General features: G+C 70.5%; 17 protein-coding genes and 1 pseudogene. 3 read left to right on the forward strand and 15 right to left on the reverse strand.

Annotated features, from left to right (window positions below; genetic code table 11):
• Positions 1-45 precede the first annotated feature (45 nt).
• A complete protein-coding gene (locus ACFV7R_RS03900) occupies positions 46-1,998 on the reverse strand; it encodes a heavy metal translocating P-type ATPase (protein ID WP_385259533.1) in 1,953 nt (650 codons plus the stop codon).
• A gap of 47 nt (positions 1,999-2,045) precedes the next feature.
• Here ACFV7R_RS03900 and ACFV7R_RS03905 point away from each other — a divergent pair, with 47 nt between their 5' ends.
• The gene (locus tag ACFV7R_RS03905; protein ID WP_129800329.1) at positions 2,046-2,408 is read left to right on the forward strand and encodes a metalloregulator ArsR/SmtB family transcription factor; all 363 of its coding nucleotides are present in this window, start codon (positions 2,046-2,048) and stop codon (positions 2,406-2,408) included.
• A 34-nt stretch (positions 2,409-2,442) separates the two neighbouring features.
• On the opposite strand, the gene lpdA is transcribed toward ACFV7R_RS03905, so the two are convergent.
• From lpdA to ACFV7R_RS03945, 8 genes and pseudogenes are all read right to left on the reverse strand, one after another.
• A complete protein-coding gene (lpdA, locus tag ACFV7R_RS03910) occupies positions 2,443-3,855 on the reverse strand; it encodes a dihydrolipoyl dehydrogenase (protein WP_385259535.1) in 1,413 nt (470 codons plus the stop codon).
• A gap of 134 nt (positions 3,856-3,989) precedes the next feature.
• The gene (locus ACFV7R_RS03915) at positions 3,990-4,415 is read right to left on the reverse strand and encodes a CBS domain-containing protein (RefSeq protein WP_385259538.1); all 426 of its coding nucleotides are present in this window, start codon (positions 4,413-4,415) and stop codon (positions 3,990-3,992) included.
• A 26-nt stretch (positions 4,416-4,441) separates the two neighbouring features.
• Complete coding sequence (locus ACFV7R_RS03920) at positions 4,442-5,083, reverse strand: phosphoribosyltransferase (protein WP_385259541.1); 642 nt, start codon at positions 5,081-5,083, stop codon at positions 4,442-4,444.
• 107 nt (positions 5,084-5,190) lie between these two features.
• On the reverse strand, positions 5,191-9,114 hold the full coding sequence (locus tag ACFV7R_RS03925) for a glycoside hydrolase family 2 TIM barrel-domain containing protein (RefSeq protein WP_385259543.1): 3,924 nt from the start codon (positions 9,112-9,114) through the stop codon (positions 5,191-5,193).
• Positions 9,115-9,350: 236 nt separating this feature from the next.
• Positions 9,351-9,731 (reverse strand): annotated as a pseudogene (locus ACFV7R_RS03930) (ABC transporter permease subunit); the annotation flags it as partial.
• An 80-nt stretch (positions 9,732-9,811) separates the two neighbouring features.
• On the reverse strand, positions 9,812-10,312 hold the full coding sequence (locus ACFV7R_RS03935; RefSeq protein WP_385259546.1) for a MarR family winged helix-turn-helix transcriptional regulator: 501 nt from the start codon (positions 10,310-10,312) through the stop codon (positions 9,812-9,814).
• Between the two features lie 166 nt (positions 10,313-10,478).
• On the reverse strand, positions 10,479-11,564 hold the full coding sequence (locus ACFV7R_RS03940) for an alkene reductase (RefSeq protein WP_385259547.1): 1,086 nt from the start codon (positions 11,562-11,564) through the stop codon (positions 10,479-10,481).
• Positions 11,565-11,831: 267 nt separating this feature from the next.
• Positions 11,832-12,398 (reverse strand): TetR/AcrR family transcriptional regulator, encoded by a 567-nt coding sequence (locus tag ACFV7R_RS03945; protein WP_385259550.1) that lies wholly within the window; start codon positions 12,396-12,398, stop codon positions 11,832-11,834.
• Between the two features lie 101 nt (positions 12,399-12,499).
• Between ACFV7R_RS03945 and ACFV7R_RS03950 the strand changes: the two genes are divergently transcribed.
• Positions 12,500-13,396, forward strand: coding sequence for an alpha/beta fold hydrolase (locus ACFV7R_RS03950; protein ID WP_385259553.1), 897 nt, complete (start codon positions 12,500-12,502; stop codon positions 13,394-13,396).
• Between the two features lie 1,344 nt (positions 13,397-14,740).
• On the opposite strand, the gene ACFV7R_RS03955 is transcribed toward ACFV7R_RS03950, so the two are convergent.
• From ACFV7R_RS03955 to ACFV7R_RS03965, 3 genes are read right to left on the reverse strand one after another with little or no spacing between them, the layout of a single operon-like run.
• A complete protein-coding gene (locus ACFV7R_RS03955) occupies positions 14,741-15,658 on the reverse strand; it encodes a hypothetical protein (RefSeq protein ID WP_385259554.1) in 918 nt (305 codons plus the stop codon).
• A 10-nt stretch (positions 15,659-15,668) separates the two neighbouring features.
• Complete coding sequence (locus ACFV7R_RS03960) at positions 15,669-16,934, reverse strand: MFS transporter (RefSeq protein WP_385259556.1); 1,266 nt, start codon at positions 16,932-16,934, stop codon at positions 15,669-15,671.
• Positions 16,931-17,506 carry an ArsR/SmtB family transcription factor gene (locus ACFV7R_RS03965; RefSeq protein ID WP_385259558.1) on the reverse strand — a complete coding sequence of 192 codons (576 nt, stop codon included), beginning with the start codon at positions 17,504-17,506 and terminating at the stop codon, positions 16,931-16,933. Before ACFV7R_RS03965 ends, ACFV7R_RS03960 begins: the two co-directional genes overlap by 4 nt.
• Positions 17,507-17,774: 268 nt before the next feature.
• On the opposite strand from ACFV7R_RS03965, the gene ACFV7R_RS03970 reads away from it, so the two are divergent.
• Positions 17,775-19,718 (forward strand): SMI1/KNR4 family protein, encoded by a 1,944-nt coding sequence (locus ACFV7R_RS03970; RefSeq protein ID WP_385259561.1) that lies wholly within the window; start codon positions 17,775-17,777, stop codon positions 19,716-19,718.
• Positions 19,719-19,856: 138 nt separating this feature from the next.
• On the opposite strand, the gene ACFV7R_RS03975 is transcribed toward ACFV7R_RS03970, so the two are convergent.
• The 3 genes from ACFV7R_RS03975 to ACFV7R_RS03985 form a co-directional block, all read right to left on the reverse strand.
• Positions 19,857-20,366 carry an O-acetyl-ADP-ribose deacetylase gene (locus tag ACFV7R_RS03975; RefSeq protein WP_385259564.1) on the reverse strand — a complete coding sequence of 170 codons (510 nt, stop codon included), beginning with the start codon at positions 20,364-20,366 and terminating at the stop codon, positions 19,857-19,859.
• Complete coding sequence (locus ACFV7R_RS03980; RefSeq protein WP_385259566.1) at positions 20,363-21,772, reverse strand: phytoene desaturase family protein; 1,410 nt, start codon at positions 21,770-21,772, stop codon at positions 20,363-20,365. The genes ACFV7R_RS03975 and ACFV7R_RS03980 overlap by 4 nt, the downstream gene beginning before the upstream one ends.
• A 108-nt stretch (positions 21,773-21,880) precedes the next feature.
• On the reverse strand, positions 21,881-22,726 hold the full coding sequence (locus ACFV7R_RS03985) for an inositol monophosphatase family protein (RefSeq protein ID WP_385259568.1): 846 nt from the start codon (positions 22,724-22,726) through the stop codon (positions 21,881-21,883).
• Positions 22,727-22,744: the final 18 nt, after the last annotated feature.

Raw genomic sequence — 22,744 nt, forward strand, 5'->3', positions numbered from 1 at the left:
CCAGCATCGACCAGCAGCCGGGTTGGGGCTGGCGGGAATTCGACATCAACCTCGGCTGTCCTGGACCGGCCCGGATCGCCACGCGGATTCGCGCAGCAGCCGGAGCCCGTTCAGCGCCACCAGGATGGTCGAGCCCTCGTGTCCGGCGACGCCGAGCGGCAGCGGCAGATGGCCGACCAGGTCCCACACCACGAGCACGGTGATGAACGTGCCCGCGATGACCAGGTTCTGCTGGACCAGTCGGCGGGCGGCCCGGGAGAGCCGTACGGTCGCGGGGACGGTGGCGAGTTCGTCGCGTACGACGACGGCGTCCGCGGTCTCCAGCGCCAGGTCGGAGCCGGCGCGGCCCATCGCCACGCCGGAGTGCGCGGCGGCGAGGGCGGGGGCGTCGTTGACGCCGTCTCCGACGAAGAGCACCTTGCGGCCGCTGTCCTGGAGGTCGCGTACGGCGTTCACCTTGTCCTCGGGCAGCAGGTCCGCACGGACGTCCGTCAGGCCGGTGGCCTCGGCGACACGGGCGGCGGTGTGCGCGTTGTCGCCGGTGAGCAGGAGGGGGGCGGTGCCGGTGAGGGCGGTGAGGGCGGCCGTGGTCGCGGCGGCCTCGGGGCGGAGGCGGTCGGTGAGGGCGAGCGTGCCGACGGGGTTGCCGTCGCGGACTACCAGGACGACCGTCGCACCGTCCTCGCGACCGGCCAGGGCCTCCGCGCGGCCGACGCTCACCTTGTGCCCCCCGACGACGGCGGTGACCCCGCGGCCCGGGACGGCCGTGAACTCCTCGGTGGGCGCGATCGGCAGGTCCCGGGCGCGGGCCGCGGCCACGATCGCGCGGGCCAGCGGGTGCTCGCTGGGGTGCTCGGCCGCGGCGGCGAGGGCGAGGAGCCGGTCCTCGTCGAGGCCGGAGTCCGGCAGCGGTCGTACGTCCGTCACCTCGGGGGCACCCTCGGTGAGCGTGCCGGTCTTGTCGAGGGCGGCGGTGTCGATCTCGCCGAGGCGTTCCATCGCGACGGCCGACTTGACCAGCACGCCGTGCCGGCCGGCGTTGGCGATGGCGGACAGCAGGGGCGGCATGGTGGCCAGGACGACCGCGCACGGGGAGGCGACGATCATGAAGGTCATGGCGCGCAGGAGCGCTTCGGTGAGGTTCGCGCCGAAGGCGAGCGGTACGGCGAAGACGGCGAGCGTGGCGGCGACCACGCCGACGGCGTACCGCTGTTCGACCTTCTCGATGAACAGCTGGGTCGGCGCCTTGGTGCGGGAGGCCTCCTCGACGAGGGTCACGATGCGGGCGATGACCGAGTCGGCGGGGTCCCGTTCGACCCGGACGCGCAGGGAGCCGGTGCCGTTGAGGGTGCCGGCGAAGACCTCGTCGCCGGGGCGCTTGAGTACCGGGAGGGGTTCGCCGGTGATGGTCGCCTGGTCGGCCTCGCTGGTGCCGTCCAGGACCCGGCCGTCGGCGCCGATGCGCTCGCCCGGCCGGATCAGCAGCACATCGCCGACGGTGAGGTCGCCGGTCGGCACGGTCTCCTCGGTGTCCTCGTCGGTGACGCGGGTCGCGGTGGTGGGCGCGAGGTCGAGCAGGCCGCGCACGGAGTCGGCGGTGCGGGCGGTGGCCAGCGCCTCCAGGGCGCCGGAGGTGGCGAAGATGACGATCAGCAGGGCGCCGTCGAGGACCTGGCCGATGGCGGCCGCGCCCAGCGCCGCGACGATCATCAGCAGATCGACGTCGAGGGTCTTGTCGCGCAGGGCCCGCAGTCCTTCGAGGGCCGGTTCCCAGCCGCCGGTGACGTAGGCGACGGCGTACAGCGGGGCGAACGCCCAGACGGGGGCGCCGCCCAGGTCCAGGGCGAGTCCCGCCAGGAACGTCACGAGGGCGGCGAGGGCCCAGCGGGCCTCGGGCAGGGCGAGGATCCGGGTGCGGCGGCGGGGTGCCGTCGGGGTGCGGGTGGGGGCCGGGTGGGGCGCAAGAGTCGCTGACACAGGGCCACCATACAGGAACATATGAAGACCCGTTCATTCGTTCATGCGGGGTGGGTAGGATGGCGGTCATGGGTCATGGAGCCGTCACCGCCGCGCAGGACACCACGGAACGCGTACGTCTCGACGCGGACAACGTCGCCAAGGTGGCCACCACGCTCCAGGCCCTGTCCACCCCGTCCCGCCTGCTGATCCTCGCGCGGCTGCGCGAAGGACCGCTGCCCGCGACCGAGTTGGCCGCCGAGGTGGGCATGGAGCAGTCCGCGTGCTCGCACCAGCTGCGGCTGCTGCGCAACCTCGGCCTGGTGGTGGGCGAGCGTCGCGGCCGGTCGGTGGTGTACGCGCTGCACGACGACCATGTCGCCCAGCTCCTCGACCAGGCCGTGTACCACGTGGAGCATCTGCGGCTCGGCATCAGCGACGCCGCCGAGTAGCACGTACCGGCGGCGTCACGACTGCTGAACGTCCCTACATGTTGATCATGTGGCCGGCCAGGCCGTGCACGGCCTCCTGGATCGCCTCGCCGAGGGTCGGGTGGCCGTGGACGTTGCGGGCCACCTCGTGGACGGTGAGGTCCCACTTCTGGGCCAGGGTCAGCTCGGGCAGCAGCTCGGTGACGTCGGGGCCGATGAGGTGGCCGCCGATCAGCTCGCCGTACTTCGCGTCGCTGATCAGCTTCACGAAGCCGGTGGTGTCGCCGAGGCCGTGCGCCTTGCCGTTGGCGGTGAACGGGAACTTGGCGACCTTGACGTCGTAGCCCAGCTCACGGGCCTGCGCCTCGGTGTAGCCGAAGCTGGCGATCTGCGGCTGGCAGTACGTGGCGCGCGGGATCATCACGTAGTCGAGCTCCATCGTCTCGGCGTCCGCGATGGTCTCGGCGGCGACCACGCCCATGGCCTCGGCGGCGTGCGCGAGCATCAGCTTCGCGGTGACGTCGCCGATGGCGTAGATGTGCGGGACGGAGGTGCGGCAGCGGCCGTCGACGTCGATCGCGCCGCGGTCGGTGACCTTCACACCCGTCTTCTCCAGCCCGTAGCCCTCGACGTTCGGCTGGAAGCCGATGGCCTGGAGGACCTTGTCGGCCTCGAGGATCTGCTGGGAGCCGTCCCTCGCGGTGACCGTGACGCGGACCTGCGGGCCGGACTCGTCGATGGCGTCGACGCGGGTCGAGGTGAGCACGTCGATGCCCAGCTTGCGGTACTGGCGGGCGAGTTCGGTGGAGACCTCGGCGTCCTCGAGAGGGGCGGCGCGGTCCAGGAACTCGACGACGGTGACCTTCACGCCGTAGTTGTGCAGGATGTAGGCGAACTCGACACCGATCGCACCGGCGCCCGCGATGACGACCGACTGCGGCAGTTCCTCGGCGAGGATCTGCTCCTCGAACGTCACCACGCGTGAGGTGCGGCGGGTGCCGGGCAGCAGCTTCGGGGTGGCGCCGGTGGCGATGATGCAGTGGTCGAAGCCGATGGTGCGGGACTCGCCGTCGTAGCCGGTGATCTGGAGGGTGTGCGGGTCGACGAACGTGCCGCGGCCGTCGTACTCCGTGATCTTGTTCTTCTTCATCAGGTAGTGGACGCCCTTGACCCGGCCGTCGGCGACCTTGCGGCTGCGCCGGAACGCCTCGCCGTAGTCGAAGGTGATCTGTCCGTCGGCCTTGATGCCGAAGGTCTTCGCCTCACGGGTGACGATGTGCGCGAGCTCGGCGTTGCGCAGCAGGGCCTTGGTGGGGATGCAGCCGACGTTCAGGCAGACACCGCCCCAGTACTTCTCCTCGACGACGGCGACACGTTTGCCCAGCTGGGCGGCGCGGATGGCGGCGACGTACCCGCCGGGGCCCGCTCCGAGAACGACGACGTCGAAGCGCTCGTCCTGCTCGTCCATGCGGAGGTCCCTTTCGGTGTGGTGAAGAGCGTTGGCCGGGTGTGGTGCGTAAGAGATTCTTTCGTCCCGCCTTGCTCCTCGCCACACTGATCCCTGCGACATGACGCGCGTCTCAGTCGCGGCGTGGGCCGGTTTCAGTGGTTGGGGGCGGCCCGGCTGATGTCCGCCAGGGCGGAGTGCGGATCCTCGGAGGCGGCGAGATCACCGAGGCTGATCATGCCGATGGGGCAGCCGCCGTGCTCGACGACGGGGATCCTGCGCACCGCATGCCGGCGCATCAGTTCGATGGCGTGGTCGGTCGTGTCGTCGGGCGCGAGGGTCACCACGGGCGGCCGGGTGCACAGCGAGCCGACGGTGGTGGTGTTCGGGTCGAGGCCCTCGGCGACGGCCCGGACCGCGATGTCGCGGTCGGTGAGGACGCCGAACAGATCACAGTCGTAGGCCACCAGGACATCGCCGATGTCCTGCTCGCGCATCAGCCGCGCCGCCCGCGCCACGGTGGTCATCGGCTCGACCGAGGCCGTGCCGGGCGACATCACGTCGCGTATCTGCCTGGTCATGAACGCCTCCTGGGGGTACGGCCGGCTCAGCTGCCGTGCAGCGCGTCCAGCACGTCGTCGTCCGTCAGCTGCTCGAAGTCCTCGTACCAGAGCCCGACCGCGTGGAACGGGCTCGGCCGCATCAGGCACACCACGTCGTCGACGTCGCCGCGCAGCAGGTCGGTCGCCTCGTGCGAGCAGACCGGCGCGGCGACGACCAGCCGTTCGGGCTCGCGCCGGCGCACGGCCTGCACGGCGGCACGCGCTGTCGATCCGGTGGCCAGCCCGTCGTCGACGACGATCGCGGTACGTCCCTTCAGTTCGGCGGCGGGGCGGCCCTGCCGGTAGCGCTGCTCGCGCCGGTGCAGTTCGGCCCGTTCCCGGGCCACCACCGGGGCGAGCTCCTCCTCGGTCAGGCCCAGCTGGTCCAGGGCCCGGGCGTCGAACAACGGGGGGTCGTCGCCCGCGATCGCTCCGACGCCGAACTCCTCGTGGGCAGGCGCGCCGATCTTGCGGACGACGAGCACGTCGAGCGGGGCGCCGAGCGCCCGTGCGACCTCCCGGCCGACCGTGACGCCACCGCGGGGCAGGGCGAGCACGACGGGGTCCGGGAGGGTGCCCTTCTCCTGCAGGATGCGCAGATGCTCGGCCAGCTCCCGGCCGGCGTGCGCGCGGTCTCGGAAACTCATGTCCCACCACCTGCCTGCTGCTCGTCTCGCCCTGTGTCGATACGGGTTTCCACAGGGCGCCGGGCGACACACCGCCGATCACGGGTGTCGCCCGGCGGGACCTGCGGCTACCCGGAGAAGTCCCCGGCCGTGGGCCGACGAGCCGCCGCCGTCGCCCGGCGTACGTCGGTGAGGGGACGCAACCGGTAGGTGAAGGAGTAGTCGCGGTCGGTGAACAGCTTGTACTCGTCATGGGTGTGCGCGCCCCAGCTGTTGTCGCCGCCCACGCCCATCTGCCGGTGGTTCAGCCGCAGGACGACCACGTCCCGAGCGATGAGCTGGTAGTCGTGGCGCGCCCCGACCGACAGGTCCTCGGGGGTGAAGTGCGAGGCGTTGAACTCCAGCAGCGGCTCGCCGGCCGCAAGCAGGCCGACACCGTTCCGGCCGGTCAGGGCGACCCAGCGGACGTCGGTCCGGTTGCCGTTCTCCTGCGGGCGGATGTAGGGCGTCCACTGTCCGGAGACGGTCCCGGACCAGCGGCCGACGTCGGTGCCGTTGTTGCGGTCCCAGTAGTTCTCCTCGGGGCCGCGCCCGTAGTAGTCGACCCGCTCCAGGCTGCCCGGCAGATACAGCAGGGTGCCGACCTCCGGGATGTACGGCAGGGTCGCCGCGCCCGGGTGCAGAGTGTTGTCGACCTTGATCTCGGCGTTGCCGAAGACCGTGTACGTGGTGGTGTACGCGGACTCGACGGTGGTGGGCAGCGTGCCGCTGACCTTGATCTCGACGGCCCGGTCGCGCAGGGCGCGCACGCTCACGTCCGTCACCCTGCGCCGGGCGCCCGCGTCGCGCCAGGTCTGGTTGCGGGTGTGCTGGCCGTTGCCCTTGTCGTTGTCGGTCGGCGCCCGCCAGAAGTTCGGCGCGGGTCCGGAGGTGATCAGGCGGGTGCCGGCGGCCTCGTACGAGGTGATGACCCCGCTGCTCTTGTCGACGGTGACGGAGAAGCCCTTGCCGGTGACGGTGACGGACGTGTCGCCGTCGTCGTAGGTCAGCGCAGGGACGCTGTCCAGCGGCACCGGCGTCACGGCCGGGCTGCCGGCGTCGAGGGGAAGCTGCTGCTTGGCCACCTCGAAGCCGGCCTTCGCCCACTTCGTGGGCTCCTTGGTGGTGAACGACAGCTGGAGGAAGTACTCGGTGCCCGGTGCCGGGTCGTCCGGCAGCCGTACGGGCAGGGTGATCTCCTTGCTCGACAGGGGCGGGACGTTCAGCTGTTCGCGGGTCAGCCTGCCGCGCCGGACGACCTCCCCGTCGGCGAGGAGGCTCCATCTTCCGTCGAACTCACGCAGGTCGGTGAACAGGTACTCGTTGGTGACCTTGACCGTCCCCACGCCGTCGGCCGGTGCGACGTCGATCGCCTGGTAGACCTGTTTGACCTCGGCGGCCTTGCCGGTGTGGGCGCGGTCCGCGGTGACGATGCCGTCCGCGACGAAGTTCCCGTCGTTGGGGTTGTCGCCCCAGTCGCCGCCGTACGCGAAGAACGTCCGCTCGCGGGGCCGCTGCTCGGTGAAGCCGGCGGTGGCGGCGTCGAACCAGAACCGCACACCGTCGTCGCCGGGGCCGCGGCCCTCCTCGGCCAGCTCGGCGGCGGTCAGGGCGCGGGCGTAGACGCGTGCCCGCCGTACGGTGCCGCTGAACTCCCGGGTCCAGTTGTCGACGTCGGTGGCCAGCGACAGCGGCGCGGTGTTGCTGCCGGGTCTGCGCGTGGTGGTCCGGGTGGCCCTCACCGCTCCGTCGACGTACAGGGTCAGCGTGCCCGCCTCGGCGTCGAAGACACCGGCGATGTGGTGGTCCCTGCCGGTCCAGTCGTCCGGCACCGCCCAGCTCGCGGTGATCCACTGTCCGCCGCCGTGGATGAAGAACTCGATGTTCCTGTTGGTCTGCTTCAGGGCGTACTGGGTGTCGCCCTTGGCGAGGATGGGCTGGTGGCCGCCGGTCACGTGCGGGGTGACCCAGGCCTCCAGCGTCAGGGAGCCGGTGAGGTCGAGGCTCGCGTCGCGGGCGAAGACGGTGCCGCCGAAGACTCCCCGCTCGCGGTCGAAGGTGCCGCTGGGGGCGAGGACTTCCCCCTTGAGCCGTCCGGGACCGGTCTCGGTGAGCAGCTTGCGTGTCGGGGTGGGCCAGCTCAGGGACTGGTCCATGAAGTCCCAGATCCAGCCGCCCTGGAGGACGTCGTGGCGGCGGATGATGTCCCAGTACTTCTTGAAGTTGCCGTTCGAGTTCCCCATCGCGTGGGAGTACTCGATCATGACGTACGGCCGGGTGTCGGCGGTGTCCTTCGCGCGGGCCTCGACGCGCGCGGGGCTCTCGTACATCTCCGAGCGGATGTCACTGATCGTGGGGCGGTCGTCGCCCTCGTACTGGATGACGCGGGTCGGGTCGTAGGAGCGGATCCAGTCGTGCATGGCGACGAACGTGCTGCCGCCGCCCGCCTCGTTGCCGAGCGACCAGATGACGACCGAGGCGTGGTTCTTGTCGCGGTGCACCATGTTCTGGGCGCGGGCCACGCAGGCCGCGCTCCAGTCGGCGTGGTTGCCGGGGTACTGGCCGCGGATGCCGTGGGTCTCGACGTTGGCCTCGTCGACGATGTACAGGCCGTATTCGTCGGCGAGTTCCAGCCACAGTGGGTTGTCGGGATAGTGCGAGGTGCGGACCGTGTTCATGTTCATCCGCTTGATGACCTCGATGTCCTCGACCATGTCCGCGCGGGTCAGCGCCGTGCCGCGGTCGGGGTGCATCTCGTGCCGGTTGGTGCCTCGGAAGGAGACGGGCCTGCCGTTGATGCGCATCAGCCCGTCCTTCAGCGCGAACTCGCGCAGGCCGACCCGGTGCGACAGCGTCTCGGTCACCTTGCCCGCCGGATCGCGCAGGCGCAGGACGGCGGTGTACAGGTTCGGGTGTTCGGCCGACCAGAGCTTCGGCGCGGGCACGGCTCTGGCGGCCTGTACGGTCACGTCCTCGTCGGCCGGTCCGACGTCGACGGCCTGCTGCAACGGCCTCGGCCAGACGGCGTGGCCCCGCGCGTCGTACAGCTGCGTCTCGACCGTGTACCGCCCGGCGCCGCCACTGCCGTAGGCGCGCACGCTCGCGGTGACGGACAGGTCGGCGGCCGTGTGGTCGTCGCTCAGCGGCGTGTCCAGCTTGAAGTCGCGCAGGTGCACGACCGGGGTGGAGAAGAGGTACACCGAGCGGAAGATGCCGCTCAGCCGGATCATGTCCTGGTCCTCCAGCCAGTCGCCGTCGGAGTAGCGGTACACCTCCACGGCGATCTGGTTGGTGCCGGGCCTGAGATGGTCGGTGATGTCGTATTCGGCGGGGGTGTAGGAGTCCTCGTGGTAGCCGACCAACTCGCCGTTGATCCATACGTAGTGGGCGGACTTGACCCCCTCGAAGTGCAGGAACGTCCGCCGGCCCGCCCAGTTCCGCGGAACGGTGAAGGTGCGCCGGTACTGGCCGACGGGGTTGTAGCGGGTCGGCGCGGCCGGGGGCTGCGGCTCCTCGCCCAGGCCGTTGGGGCCCCACCAGGGGTAGGTGATGTTGACGTAGATGGGGAAGTCGTAGCCGTGCAACTGCCAGACGGACGGCACGGGGACGGTGTCCCAGTCGGAGTCGTCGACGTCGGTGCGGTGGAAGTCCGGATCCCGTTCGTCGGGGCGGTCGGCGTAGGCGAACTTCCACTGCCCGTCGAGGCTTTGCCGGTACGGCGAGCGGGTGCGGTCGGCGGCCAGGGCCTGTTCGACGTCGGCGTACGGCATGAGGGTGGTGTGCGGCGGTTCGGTGCCCAGCCGGAAGACCCCGATGTTCCCGTTCCACTCGGGGGATCCGTCCGCCGCCGCGCTCCGGCCGGCGGGGTGCGCGGCGGCGTCCCGGGCGGGCGAGGACAGGGCGAGCGCGCCGAGAACGGCGGCACCGGACTCGAGGAGTCGACGGCGACTGACGAAGGCCCGCTGCTCGGGGCGAGCCGGCTGATCGGCGGGAGACGCGTGCGGGTGCGGCATGACCGTGTCCTTCCTCGGAACGAACAGTGCGCTGCACGAACGGAGAGCGGCTCAACTCACGGTGAACTCACGGTGCTGAAACAGCAGTTGCCGGCGTTACGGATCGCGGCTCGTGATGACGGAGTCGGCTGCTGCACCCGGCTCACCCTAGAACTTCGAACACAACCGAAGCAATTACCCCGTCGGAGTCTGTGTGTTCCTGATGGGGGATCGACTGGTGGAGATGCCTTCGGCTGTCATGGGCGCGCGCGTCGCTTCCCGTCCCGTCCCAGTGCCGTGCCCGACACGGCGAGTACGGAGAGCAGGACGAGCGCACCGGCCGGGCCGAGTACGGTCCAGGGAGCCAGTTCCACGTACGGCTGGTTCTCCGACAGCAGGCGGCCCCACTCCGGCGTGGGCGGCTGCTCGCCCAGGCCGAGGAAGCCGAGGGAGGCCAGGACGAGGACCGTGGTGGGCAGCCGCAGCAGGGCGTTGCGCAGGACGGCGGGCAGCACCGCGGGCAGGTAGTGGTGGCGCAGCACATACGTCGGTCCGGCGCCGAACGACAGCGACGCCAGCATGTGTCCGCTCGCCCGTTCCTGTTCGAGCAGCGCCGTGGTCTGGGCGGCTCCAGGTGACGGAGAACCCGCAACGGCAACGGACCACCGTCGGCCTTTGGCTTGCCGCGACCCCGCCTTGGGCGACCTCGATCAGGGCGCTAGATGTGCTGCCCGGCATCCCTGACGAAGGCAGCGAGGTTGGTTTCGAGGCGTTCGAGGACGGCGAGGGTCTCGCCGCGTTCGGGGTCGGTGAGGTCGCCGGCGACGTAGTCCTCGAGGCGGGCCCAGAGGTCTTCGACCTGTTGGCGCAGGGCCTGGCTGGCGGCGGTGGGTTCGACCAGGACGGAGCGTTTGTCGCTGGTGGAGCGCACGCGGCGTACGAAGCCGGCCTTCTCCAGGCGCTGGATGGTGCGGGTCATGGTGGCGGCGTCGGCGCCGACGTGCCGGGCCAGGTCGGTCTGGCGCATCCGGCCGCGGTCCCACAGCTGCATCATGACCAGCTCCTGGGCCGGGTGCAGGCCGACCTCGCGCAGCAACTGGCCGGCAAGCATGCGGTGCAGGCGGGCCACCCGGAAGATCGCATGGCTGATAGGCCCGCGGCGCGCGGCCTCGGGCAGTTCCCCGGTCTCGGGGACCTGGGGCGTTGCCTCGGTTTCCATGGTGTCTTCTGCTTTCTCCCGTGCGACCGTCCTTGCCGGGGCCGGCCGCGGCAGCCGGCGGTGGGGCCGACTGCCGCGTGCGGGCCCTCGGGTCCACATCCTGAGGGCAGGGTATGTGCTGCTCAGGTGTGGCATGCCCGGCGGGCTCGGGTCTGTCGCCGAACCGTCAGGCGTGGGCTTCCTCCAGCGTGGGGTAGTCGGTGAAGCCCTTCTCGTCGCCGCCGTAGAAGGTGGTGGGGTCGGGGGTGTTGAACGGGCCACCCTGGGCCAGGCGGGCGGGCAGGTCGGGGTTGGCGAGGAAGAGGGCGCCGTAGGCGAGCAGGTCGGCGGTGCCGTTCTCGACGAGTTCCAGCTCGGCCGGTCCGGTGGGCTCCTGGCCGGTGAAGGGGTTGAGGATGAAGGCCGTCGGCCATGCCTTGCGCAGCCGGAGCGTCAGGTCACGTACGCCGGGGGCCTCCAGCTGGTGCAGGTAGGCGAGGTTCAGCGGGGCGAGGGCCTCGACCAGGGCGGTGTAGGTGGCCTCCATGTCGGCGGTGTCGGACTCGTCGATGTCGTTGTAGGGGTTGCCCGGGGAGAGGCGGAAGCCGACCTTGTCAGCGCCGATGGCTTCGGCGACGGCCTTGGTGGTCTCCACGGCGAAGCGGATGCGCTTTTCCGGGCTGCCGCCCCATGCGTCGGTGCGCTGGTTGCTGTTCGGGGCGAGGAACTGGTGGATGAGGTACCCGTTGGCGCCGTGCAGCTCGACGCCGTCGAAGCCGGCCTCGATGGCGCCTCGGGCGGCGGTGGCGTAGTCGGCGATGGTGGCGCGGATCTCGGCGTCGGTCAGTTCGTGCGGGGTGACGAAGTCCTGAGGGCCTTCGTGGGTGTACACCTGCCCGGCGGCCGCGACGACGGAGGGGCCGACGGGCTGCAGGCCCGTCAGCGCGGGGTGGCCGACTCGTCCGGTGTGCATGATCTGCAGGTAGATCACGCCACCCTGGGCGTGCACGGCGTCGGTCACGTGGCGCCAGGCCGCGACCTGTCCGGCGGTGTGGATGCCGGGGGTGTCGGGGTAGCCCTGGCCGACCCTGGAGGGCTGGACGCCCTCGGTGACGATCAGTCCGGCGGAGGCGCGCTGCGCGTAGTAGTCGGCCATCAACGGCATGGGGCTCTGGCCGGGGCCGTAGGCGCGGCTTCGGGTCATCGGCGCCATCACCAGGCGGTTGGCCAGGCGCTTGCCACCCAGCTCGTAGGGCTCGAATGCCTTCGACATCGTCATCTCTTTTCGTGGGGAAGGGAGTGTCCAAACGGAGGCGCGGGGTCTCCCGCGGCCGTTACTTGTTCGAACAAGGAAAGACCCATCACTCTTCCCTGAAGAAGGTGAGCTGCATCACATGCAGAGTTTGAGTCGAAGTATCTGCAGATGAAGGCCTTCACAGCAGCGCATGGCGATCAAGACTTAAAGCTGGCTGCTCAATACTTGCTCGGACAACATGAACTGCCTCGGAGGTCAAGGAGATGCAGCCAGCCCGGCGGCGGCTCAGCCGTGCAGCCCCTGCAGCATCACTCCCAGGTAGCGGCGGCCGGACTCCAGACGCGCCTGCCGGTCATCGGCATGGATGTTGGCGGCAAAGGCGATCCCGCACATGAGCGGCAGCAGGTCGTCCCAGGTGACCACGCCGCGTACGGCGCCTGCCGCGCGCGTGCGGTCGAGCAACTGACCGGCGAGCGAGTCCAGCATGGCGGTCAGTTCCTCGGTGCGGGACAGGACGCGTTCCGGCGCTGCGCGCACGATGGTGAGCGAGGGGTCGGTCAGCTGCGCCTCCAAGGTGACGTCGAGGAAGCCGGCCAAAGCCTTCCAGGGGTCTTCCTCGGTCAGCGCCCGTTCCGCGTGGGCGACCAGCGCTTCCAGGCCCGGGGTCGCCACGGTCTCCATCAGGGCCTCCGGCGTCGGAAAGTGCCGGTAGACGGTGGCCACCCCCACGCCGGCGAGGCGGGCGACGTCGTTGAGCTGCAGCGGGGTGCCGTCGTCGACGAACTGCCGGGCCACGTCGACGATGCGCTGCCGGTTGCGGGCAGCGTCCTTGCGCATCGGTGCACTGGTCATGCATCACAGCATAAGTGGATAGCTCATCCGGTTGTGTTACGGTGAAGTGGATAGTTCATCCGTTTCGATGTGGCCGCCCCGCGCCGCGAGAAGGAATCACCGTGCCGTTCACCATGACCGACGTGCCTGAGCTGCCCGCCGGGTTCACCGACACGTTCACCAGCCGCACCGTCAGGACCACCGAGCTGACCCTGCACGCCGTGGTCGGCGGTGACGGGCCGCCGCTGCTGCTCCTGCCCGGCTGGCCCCAGTTCTGGTACAGCTGGCGGCTGGTCATGCCCGCCCTGGTCGAGCGCTTCACCGTCGTCGCCCCCGACCTGCGCGGCATGGGTGCCAGCGACAAGCCCGCCACCGGCTATGACGCCGCCACACTCGCCGACGACATGGCCGCCCTGATGACCGCCCTGGGCCACGACCGCTTCGCCGTCGTCGGCTACGACCTGGGCATGCTGGTCGGCTACGCCCTGGCTGCGAGCCACCGCGACCGCGTCACTCGCCTTGTCGGCGCCGAGTCGATCCTCCCTGGTCTCTCGCCGTCCCCGCCGCTGATGTCGGACCCGGCCACCAACGAGTTCCTGTGGCACTTCGCCTTCAATCGGCTGCAGGGCATCAACGAGCGCATGGTCGCGGGCCGCGAGGAGATCTACTTCGGCCACACCTTCACGTCCAAGACCGCCACCCCCGGCGCCATCCCGCAGCAGGCCATCGATGTCTACGTCGACCAGCTGCGCGACCCGGCCGCCCTGCGCGCCAGCTTCGAGTACTACCGGACCCTCGACACCTCCGCCGAGCACGCCCTGCGCTGGCGCGACGAGGGACCGCTGTCCATCCCGGTCCTGGCGATAGGCGGTCAGTACAGCACCGGCACCATGCCGGAGGAGACCATGCGCATGGTGGCCACGGACGTCACCGGACTGGTCATCCCCGGAGCCGGCCACTTCCTGCCCGAAGAGGCGCCGGAGGAACTCAGCAAGGCAGTGCTGGACTTCCTGCGCTGACCCGGCGATCTCGCCCCGCACGACGAGGGGCCGCCGGACCTCGGCCACACGCCGAGTGAAGGCAATCCTGCGCTTTGCAGCGGTCGCCATGACGGCCCCGTCGTCGACAGTGGGGCAGGAACCGGGTCGCGGACCGTTGCCGCGGCCCCGGGTGTCGCGGCGCGGAGCCGCTCGCAGCCCCACATCCTGCAGGTCACCCAGGCCACCACCGAGCGGGTGCTCGCCTCGCTCGTCGAAGCGCGCGGCATGCCCGAACTGCGCGCCCCGCGCCGCCGGTGACACGGCCGCGGACTCTCGCCGCGGCAGCCGGCTGCGGGCCCGGCCCCCACACCACCGTCGGGGCTTCGGCGCCCAGCCGGCTGGGCGAATAACGCAGCCACACCATGAACAACCCCATGTCGGCTGCGGCCTCCTCCCACCGGCGCCCCGTCGCCCGACACCAGCGGAGACAGAAGGCAGTGCCGCTGGCGTACGACCGTGTGGTCAACTCGGTCCGACTCCGCCCGAATCGCAAAAACCGAAGCCACTGATCGGCCACGGGTACGACACACAGGTCGTAATCCAGCACGGTCCAGTACCGGGCTCCGGAGGGCAGATCCACGGGAAATGCCCGCGCGTGCAACTCCTTCGAAGCGACGGTTCATGCAACAACCCGCCACAGAGCCACACCCCCGAGAACGAGCCTCGAAGGACTGACGAAGCCTTCCCCTGCCACGTCGCACCACAGCCTCATCCGCCCCAGAAAACAGACCGTTCGTGTTCGGCTCCACGAGCGCCAGGAGGTCCCCGGCCTGTACCGGTGGAGATATTTGGTCGGGGTTCCGGCGTGGATTGCCAAGCCGGAGAGGGTGGAAGCGGCCGAGTACACGGTCTGGGTCACGGACCGGCATCTCACGCCGATCGAAGGCGTGGATCTCTCGATGGTGCCCACACGGCGACTGCCGGGCTCTCCTCCGCCGCCCGCGCCGGCTGGGTGGTGTGGCCGGCTCCCGAACGCAGGGGACGGACGGTGGTCCACGACGCCGCCTGCCGGCATGTCGGCGCCGGCGGTAAGGAGCTGAGCACGCTGGAAGCCTGGACGCCTTGATGCGCGACGGCACGCGGGCCTGTCACGACTGCGATACCGCTGCCGTCCTCCAGCCCGCGCTGGAATTCGGCGAGGGCTACGCGTAGCAGTGCGTGTGCTTGTCGCTTCGTGGACGTGACCATTGACCGCTCTCTTGTGAGTGAACACGGTGATCAGCGCAGAGCGGAACAGTGAATGCCGGCTACCCGGCCCGCTCCCGGGCAATCTGCGCCTCGCCCACACCGTGGTGCTCCGTCGCTGCGTCGGCTGTCGTTACGTCAGATCCCGGCATACCTCATCCTCGTCTCGGCTTCGTCGCGCCCCAGCGCATCGAAGTTGTCCAGGTGGAATTTCTTGGCGTTGAAGGCGCGCACCCACAGGCCCGCTGCCCAGCACAGCTGCAGTTCGTTGTCGCTCAGCGATCGTGCGCGCACCGTTTGGTACTCCTCCAGGAAAGCCGCAGTCTGTTCGACCGAGGCTCCTGCACCGGTGGGCCCGCCCTCGAACATGGCGGCGGCCTGGCCGATGATCACCACCTCGGGCTCGTAGACCATGCTGTCCCAGTCGTGGACCGCGAGTGGCCGGCCGTCGCGAAACTTCACATTGCGGCCGTCCCAGTCTCCGTGTCCGAGGACGCAGGCGGCGTCGCGGACCTCCTCAAGCCGCTCGCGCACGGCAGCGCCGAGCTCATCGACCCACGCCGTGACAGAGCACCGCTCAGCGTTGAGGTCGACGTCCCGGTCATCCGGGACCGGCCAGACGCCGTCCTCCTTGTGGTACCAGTGGACCCAAGCGGGGGCGGGCCGTAGCAGCGGCTGCGGATCGAAACCCTCTGCGCGGGTCACGAAGTCGGCCAGCAGGCCGGCGAACAGTCGGGGAGAATCCTCGGGTTCGGGCGCCTCACCCCCTGGCAAAAAAGTTTCGGCGCCGGCTGCTTTCCTGCCCAGCGGCAACGGACCGGTCAATGGCTGCGGGCATGGGAAGCCCGCCTGCCACATCCGGCGTTGCACCCAGGTACAGGCCACCAGCCGCGCATCGTCGTCGCGGATCTTCAGCACCACCTCGCGGTCGTCTGCCAGCCGTAGGCCGTAGACCACGGACAAGTTCCCCGCCGCGAAAGTGCGCTCGGCGACCGGGCAGCCCAGGTGCTCGAAGCACCAGTCGCTCACTGCTCGATCGTCGAAGTCTGCAGACATGGCTTTCCTTTCAATGGGCTGTTCGTCCGGCGTCCGTCCAGGGTGGGAGCGGTGGGGCATGCCGGACGGCCGGACTGGCGGTGGCGACAACCGCGGTAACGAGCATCACTGTGGCCAGCACGAAGACGGAGCCGACCGGTCCGAGAGTGGTGAGCAGGTAACCGGCGCCGAGGGAGGCGACGGGCATGACTCCCCAGGACAGGGTCATGGCCGCGCTGGTGACACGCCCCAGCAGCTCGTTGGGGACCAGGACGGTCGCGTAGCTGATGATCACGACGTTCCACAACGGTCCGATGAACGCGCAGGCGGCGCCGATGGCGCCGATCAGCAGAGGGCTGGTGGTGAATGCGAACAGGGGCAGAAGCGCTGCCCAGATCCAGTTGACTCCGATGATGACGGTTCTGGGCGTGAAGTGGCGATGGAGCCTGCTCGCCGCGAGTGCTCCGATCAGGCCACCACCGCTGTAGATGCCGAGCATCGTGCCGATGGTGGTGGATGTGGCGCCGTGGTGCTGGGCAAGGACGACGAGGGTCAGTGTGAGTGCCTGGAAGACCAGGTTGCCGGCGGCGATCAGCAAGATGGCGGCGCGGATGAGAGGGTGACGCCAGACCCAGCGCAGACCTGCGGTCGTCGCCCGCCACAGCGATTCCGATGGTGCAGTGGTCTGGTTCTGCAGGTCGCTTCGGATGAACAACAGTCCGATGCAGGCAACGGCATAGGAGAGCGCGTCGGCCAGGAACGGCACGGCTCGGTCGATGCCGAAGAGCATGCCGCCCAGGGGAGGGCCGGCCAGAGCCGCACCGCGACTCCTGGCCTCGTTATGGGCTATCGCGGTGGGCAGCAGCGCTGCTGGGACGATCTTGGGAAGGGCGGCGCGCTCGGCCAGCCCGAAGAAGACGAAGCACACTCCCTGCACGAAGGCGACCACGGCGAGGTGCGCGACCGTGACTCTGCCCAGCCAGACGGCGATCGGGACGGTGGAGAGTGCCAGGCCCGCGCAGAGTTCGCTGATCAGCAGGATCCTGCGGCGGTTCCACCGGTCCACCAGCGGTCCGGCAGGCAGATGGGCGACGAGGTAGGGGAGCGTGCCGGCAGCACCGACGATTCCGGCGTCGGAGGGCGAGTTGGTGGTCGCAAGCATGAGTAGCGGCATCGCCGTCCCGCTGATCTGGGCGCCCAGGGTCGAGACGACCTGACTGCTCCACAGGGCGAAGAACTCGCGGTTGCGCCATAACGAAGGTCGTTCGGTGGTCCGCTGTGCGGCCGGGGCGGTCACGGCGCGTCCCCTCGCTCGGGGGTGGGGAACGCGTGGAACACGACGGAGATATGGCGACTGCCGGGGGACGCCTGCTCCGGGTCGCGATGCCAGCGGGAGAGGAAAGCGATGTACTCCTCGCCGAACTGGGCCAACTCCTCAACGGTGAGCGTCGTGCTGCCGAAGGAGTGCATGGCCGCGGCGGCGAACTCGCCGAACGCTTCCCGGTCGGACAGGTAGGCGGTCAGGTCGCGATCAGCACCCGCCATCCACTGCCGGCCGATCTCCTCAGCGGCGGCAGCAGTCTCGGGGGCCGTCGGGTGGCGCGGCAGCCGCACGTCCTGGGGGACGGCCCGCCAGTACTTGCGACGCCCGGACGAGCGAGCCGTGTCCTCTTCGACGAATCCGAACCGGGCCAGTTGGCGCAGGTGATAGCTGGTCGCGCCGCGGTCCTCGTCGAACTCGGCGGCCAGGTCGGCAGATGTAGCCGGGCCATACCGCTGGAGCCTGGTCAACAGCTCTTGACGCAGCGGATGAGCAAGGGCCTTGAGCGCGTCAATGTCGGAGAGCACGCGCGGTCGCGAGTTGGACATGATGAGAAGGTATCTATGCAAAGAATTCTTCTCAATACCCCTGGGTGGCTTTCGGCCTCGACGGGTGCCCGGCTGACCGGGGCTCGGCGGCAGACTCGCTGACGCCTGGCAGGCGTTGGGCAAGGCAGCGCGCATCCGGGTGCAGAGGAGGGTCTGTTTGGAGTCGGCGAATGCGTGAACTATTGGGGCGGTGGTCGTCGGCGTTGAGCTCCCGTTGGCCGCGGCAAGCAGCGGGGCGCTGTCAGTGGTGGGTGGCAGCATCGGGCGCATGACGGACACCACGGCATTCGACTGGCGGTCCTTCCTGCTCAGGTGGAGCGGGGAGTGGGCGGATTCCCTGACGGACGATGAGACGCGGGGCGAGGACGACGAGGCCGCGCGGCAGGCGCGGTGGCTGGGGTTCCCGCCCGCGTCCGAGGAGCGGATCGCAGCCATGGAGGAGCGCCTCGGCCGACGGATGCCCCCGTCGTACCGGGAGTTCCTCGAAGTCAGCGACGGGTGGCGGCATGCGGGCGGGTTCGTGTGGCTGCTGGCGGGGGCCGAGGATGCACGCTGGCACGACAACGAGTCGGGGCTCGCGGACATGTTCGAGGAGTATCTGGACGAGGACGCCGGGCCCGAGGAGCGGCGGGAGGCGGACATCTGGCGGCGCGGGCTGCAACTCGACGTGGAGTCCGACATCACCCACGTCCTCATGGACCCCGAGGAGGTGGACGAGGACGGCGAGTGGGCCGTGTACACGTGGGCGAGCTGGCGTGCCGCGCCACCCGAGCGGCACGCGAACTTCCTTGAGTTCATGCGGGAGATGTACCGGGAGTTCCACAGCCTGCAGGCGCACTCGCGTGACGGGGAGCCGGTGTTCGTCAACGACACGACGCGAAAGCTGGACGCCCTGGTGGAGGAGGCCCGGCTGGAGACGCTGCGCGGCGACTGGGAACGGGCCGGGAAGGCGCTGGACGAGGCCAAGGGGTACGGCAGGCCGCGGGCCGCCGGGCTGGGCGACCAGATACGCCGTCTGCTCGGGCAGACCTCCATGGTGTACTTCGAGGGCCTGGTGACGGAGCCGCGGTACGCACCCGAGCTGCTGCCGCCGCTGGTCGCCGAGCACGCGGCGCACTCGTACCGGGACGACTCCACGCTGACGTTCCATCTGCGGGGCGCCGACGACGACCTGGTGTCACTCGCATACGCGACGCTGGAGCAGGTGCGCAGCGGCACGTACCGGTACACGGCGGCCGGGCCGTTCGGAGAGGCGGTCGAGCGGGCGCGGGAGCTGGCGCGGTGGGGCGACACCGACGGGGCCTGGCGGACGCTGCTCAGCGCGCTGTCCCTGTGGGAGCCGCTGGGACCGGACCTTGTGGCCCCGCTGGGGTGGGTGGCCGACCCCGTGCTCGGTCCGCTGCTGACCCCGGAGCGGGGACGTGAGCTGCTGTCCACGCCACGGGGTGGGCAGGCGGGGGAGGCACCGAAGCCGACGGCCGGGCTCGATCCGGGCGGCCTGGCGTGGCTCGCGGAGCCGGACCCGGGCAACAACCGCACGTCCTACCGGTTCGTTCTGGTGGAGGGGGCGGAGCCGAAGGAGTTGCCCGGACGGCTCGTGGACGGTGACGGCACCGTGCTGAACGAACCCATGACCCTCTGGGAGGCACGCCGCAGGTCGCTGGGCGGCCAGAGGGAGTTCTCGTCCTACGACGACAGGGCTCTCATGGCGGTCGGCCGGGCCGGTACCGGTTGGAGCTTCGCCTTCGACGGCGACCCTGCCCCGTTCTACCGGCGGCGGTTCGTCTCACCGGCCGCGGCCGCCAGCGACGGCACCCGCGCGGTGGTGGTGTGGAGCGGCCTGAGGGCATGGCACGGGGAACCGTTCTTCCACCTTTCGGTGGCGCGAGACGGCACCGAGCAGTACGCGTTCACATACGCGGACGGAGAGGTCCGGCAGAACGGGGAGATACCGCGCGCGCTGGACCCGAGCCGGTTCTTCGGTGACCTGGCGGACGGCGCCGAGGCGGAACGGTCGCTGCTGGAAGCGGTGGCGGGGGAGTTCGGTGCCTCTCTGCCGCGCCATGCCATCGTGAACGGGCGGTTGCACACGTTCGCCACCCGTTCCTGGACGCGTCCGCCGAGGAACGGCGAGACGTACGCGGTGATCCGGATGGCTTGGGGAGAGGCGCGCCCGGCGGACGGCGAGCGGACGGGAGACGACGAGCCGTGAATCAGGCTTCTGTGCGGGAATGGGCAGCCAACGTCAACAACGCGGTAAAGGCCGGCGTCCCAAGCAGGGACGCCGGCCTTACCGAAGCCGTCTGACAGGGGACTCAGACGCAATGGGCCAATCTCACCGTGGTTTCCGTCAGCCGAGTTGCCGGGCGAACGCCTCGTACGCCCGCTCGTCGAAGAGGACGAACGTGACTTCCTCGACGGCCGTGTCCGTCTCCCGCACGGTCTGTACCGCGATACGGGCGGCGTCGTCCATCGGCCACCCGTAGATGCCGGCGGAGACGGCCGGGAACGCGACGGTGCGGGCGCCCAACTCGTCGGCCGCCCGCAGGGACTCGCGGTAGCAGGAGGCGAGGAGGGCCGAGCGGTCCTCCTGCTCGGAGAAGACGGGGCCGACCGTGTGGATCACCCAGCGTGCGTCCAGTTCCCCCGCGGTGGTGGCGACCGCCTGGCCCGTGGGCAGGCCCTTGCCGTACCGGGAGGCGCGAAGCTTGCGGCACTCCTCCAGGATCGCCGGGCCGCCGCGCCGGTGGATGGCGCCGTCCACTCCTCCTCCGCCGAGCAGCGAGGAGTTGGCCGCGTTGACGATCGCGTCGGCGCTCTCCCGGGTGATGTCGCCCTGGACCAGCCTGATGGTGGTCATGTCTGCCTCAGTCTCTTCCAGACGGCCTTCGCCGCGTTGTGCCCGGACATGCCGTGCACGCCGGGTCCCGGCGGGGTTGCCGAGGAGCAGATGAAGACGGCCGGATGCGGGGTGCTGTACGGGAACAGGGACAGCCTGGGGCGCAGCAGCGTCTGGAGTCCGGACACCGCGCCGGAGGCGATGTCGCCGCCGACGTAGTTGGCGTTGTGGGCGGCGAGTTCGGGTGGGCCGGCGGTGGCGCGGGCGAGGACGCGGTCGCGGAATCCCGGGGCGAAGCGCTCCAGTTGGCGTTCTATGGCGTCGGTGAGGTCGCCGGTCCAGCCGCTGGGGACATGGCCGTACGCCCAGAAGACGTGCCGGCCCGCCGGTGCGCGGGTGGGGTCGGCGACGCTGGGCTGCACGGTGATGAGGAACGGCCGGTCGGGCGCGCGGCCCTCGCGCGAGGCGGCGCGCAGCGCGGTGCCGATCTCCCCCGTGTCGGCGCCGATCTGCACGGTTCCGGCGCTGCGCGGCTCCTCGGCGGTCCACGGCACCGGGCCGTCCAGGGCGTAGTCGACCTTGAAGACGCCGGGGCCGTATCGGTAGCCCTCGTAGTAGCGGCCGAAGCCCGCGATGCGGGCCAGGGCGGTGGGTGAGGTGTCGAAGACGTACGCCCGGGCGGGCGGCAGGTCGTCGAGGCGCTTGACCTCGTAGTCGGTGTGGACCGTGCCGCCGAGGTCCTTCAGGTATGTGGCGAGGGCGTCCGAGATGGACTGGGAGCCGCCGCGGGCCACGGGCCAGCCGCGGGCGTGCGCGGCGAGCGCGAAGACCAGGCCGATGGCGCCGGTGGCGAGGCCGGTGAGCGGGGCCATCACATGGGCGACGAGACCGGCGAAGAGGGTCTTGGCCCGTTCGTCGCGGAAGCGCCGCATCAGCCAGGTGGACGGAGGAAGCCCGACCAGGCCGAACCGGGCGAGGGTCACCGGGTCGCGGGGCAGCGCGGTGAGCGGCAGGGACATGAAGTCGCGGGCGAGGGTGTCCCAGTGGGGCAGGAAGGGCGCCACCAGCCTGCGGTACGCGCCCGCGTCGCGCGGGCCGAAGGAGGCGGCCGTCTCGCCGACCGACCGGGACAGGACCGCGGCGGTGCCGTCGGTGAAGGGGTGCGCCATGGGCAGCTCGGGGTGGAGCCATTCCAGGCCGTAGCGGTCCAGGGGCAGGGCGCGGAACGCGGGTGAGTTGATGCCGAGCGGGTGCGCCGCCGAGCACGGGTCGTGGCGGAAGCCGGGCAGGGTGAGCTCTGCGGTGCGCGCTCCCCCGCCGATCGTGTCCCGGGCCTCGAAGACGGCCACGGAGAAGCCGCGGCGGGCCAGCTCCACGGCAGCGGTCAGTCCGTTCGGCCCCGCACCCACCACGACCGCATCGAGCATCGACGGCACCTTCGGACCCCTTCGTCAGCCGATGGCCACTGAGGATCAGGATATGCCGGGGTACTGACAGTGCTCGGCGACGGGGTGGCCCCGAGGCCTGCTCCGGGCTCAGACCGACGACGCCAGCAGCCCCGCCACCCGGCGTGCTGTCGCCGCGTCGCGGGCCGCGGTGAACGGCAGGGCGTTGCCGCCCGTGATGCGGAACGGCTCACCCGTGCGGGTCAGGTGGGCGCCGCCCGCCTCCTCGACCAGCAGCAGGCCTGCCGCGTGATCCCAAGCCGCTTCCCACGAGAAGGCCGTGGCGTCCAACTCGCCGCGGGCGACGGCGAGATATTCCAGGCCTGCCGAACCGCAGTCGCGGGGTGCGACGCCGTCCGTCCACAGGCCGAGCAGGGCGCGCTTCTGGTCGTCCGTCGTGTAGTCCGGGTGGGACGTGGCGACCTTGAGGTCCCGTCCGGGTGCGGGCGGGCCGGCGAACAGCCGCTCGCCGTCGAGGAAGGCGCCCTGTCCCCGTACGGCCGTGGCGAGTTGGTCGCGGGCGGGGGCGTATGTCCACGAGGCGAGCACGACGCCGCTCTGCGCGAGCGCGACCAGGGTGCAGAAGCCGTCGTCGCCGTGTACGAACTGGCGGGTGCCGTCGACGGGATCGACGATCCAGACCGGGGCGTCGCCCCGTATCGCCTCGTACGACGCGGGGTTGGCGTGCACCGCCTCCTCGCCGACGACCACGGAGCCGGGCAGGAGCGCGCCGAGCGCCACGGTGAGGTACTGCTCGGCCAGGCGGTCGGCGTCCGTCACCAGGTCGTGCGGGCCGCTCTTCTCGTCGACCTCGTGGGCGGCCAGCTGACGGAAACGCGGCATGATTTCGGCCGCGGCGGCCTTGCGGACCGCCTCCTCCACGTCGGCCGAGTGGCGGGCGAGAAACTCGTCGATGGTTTCGTTGTCTTCGATCATGCCTCCATGAGAGCACGC

The sequence above is a fragment of the Streptomyces sp. NPDC059866 genome (assembly GCF_042731325.1).
Classification (GTDB): Bacteria; Actinomycetota; Actinomycetes; order Streptomycetales; family Streptomycetaceae; genus Streptomyces; species Streptomyces flavusporus.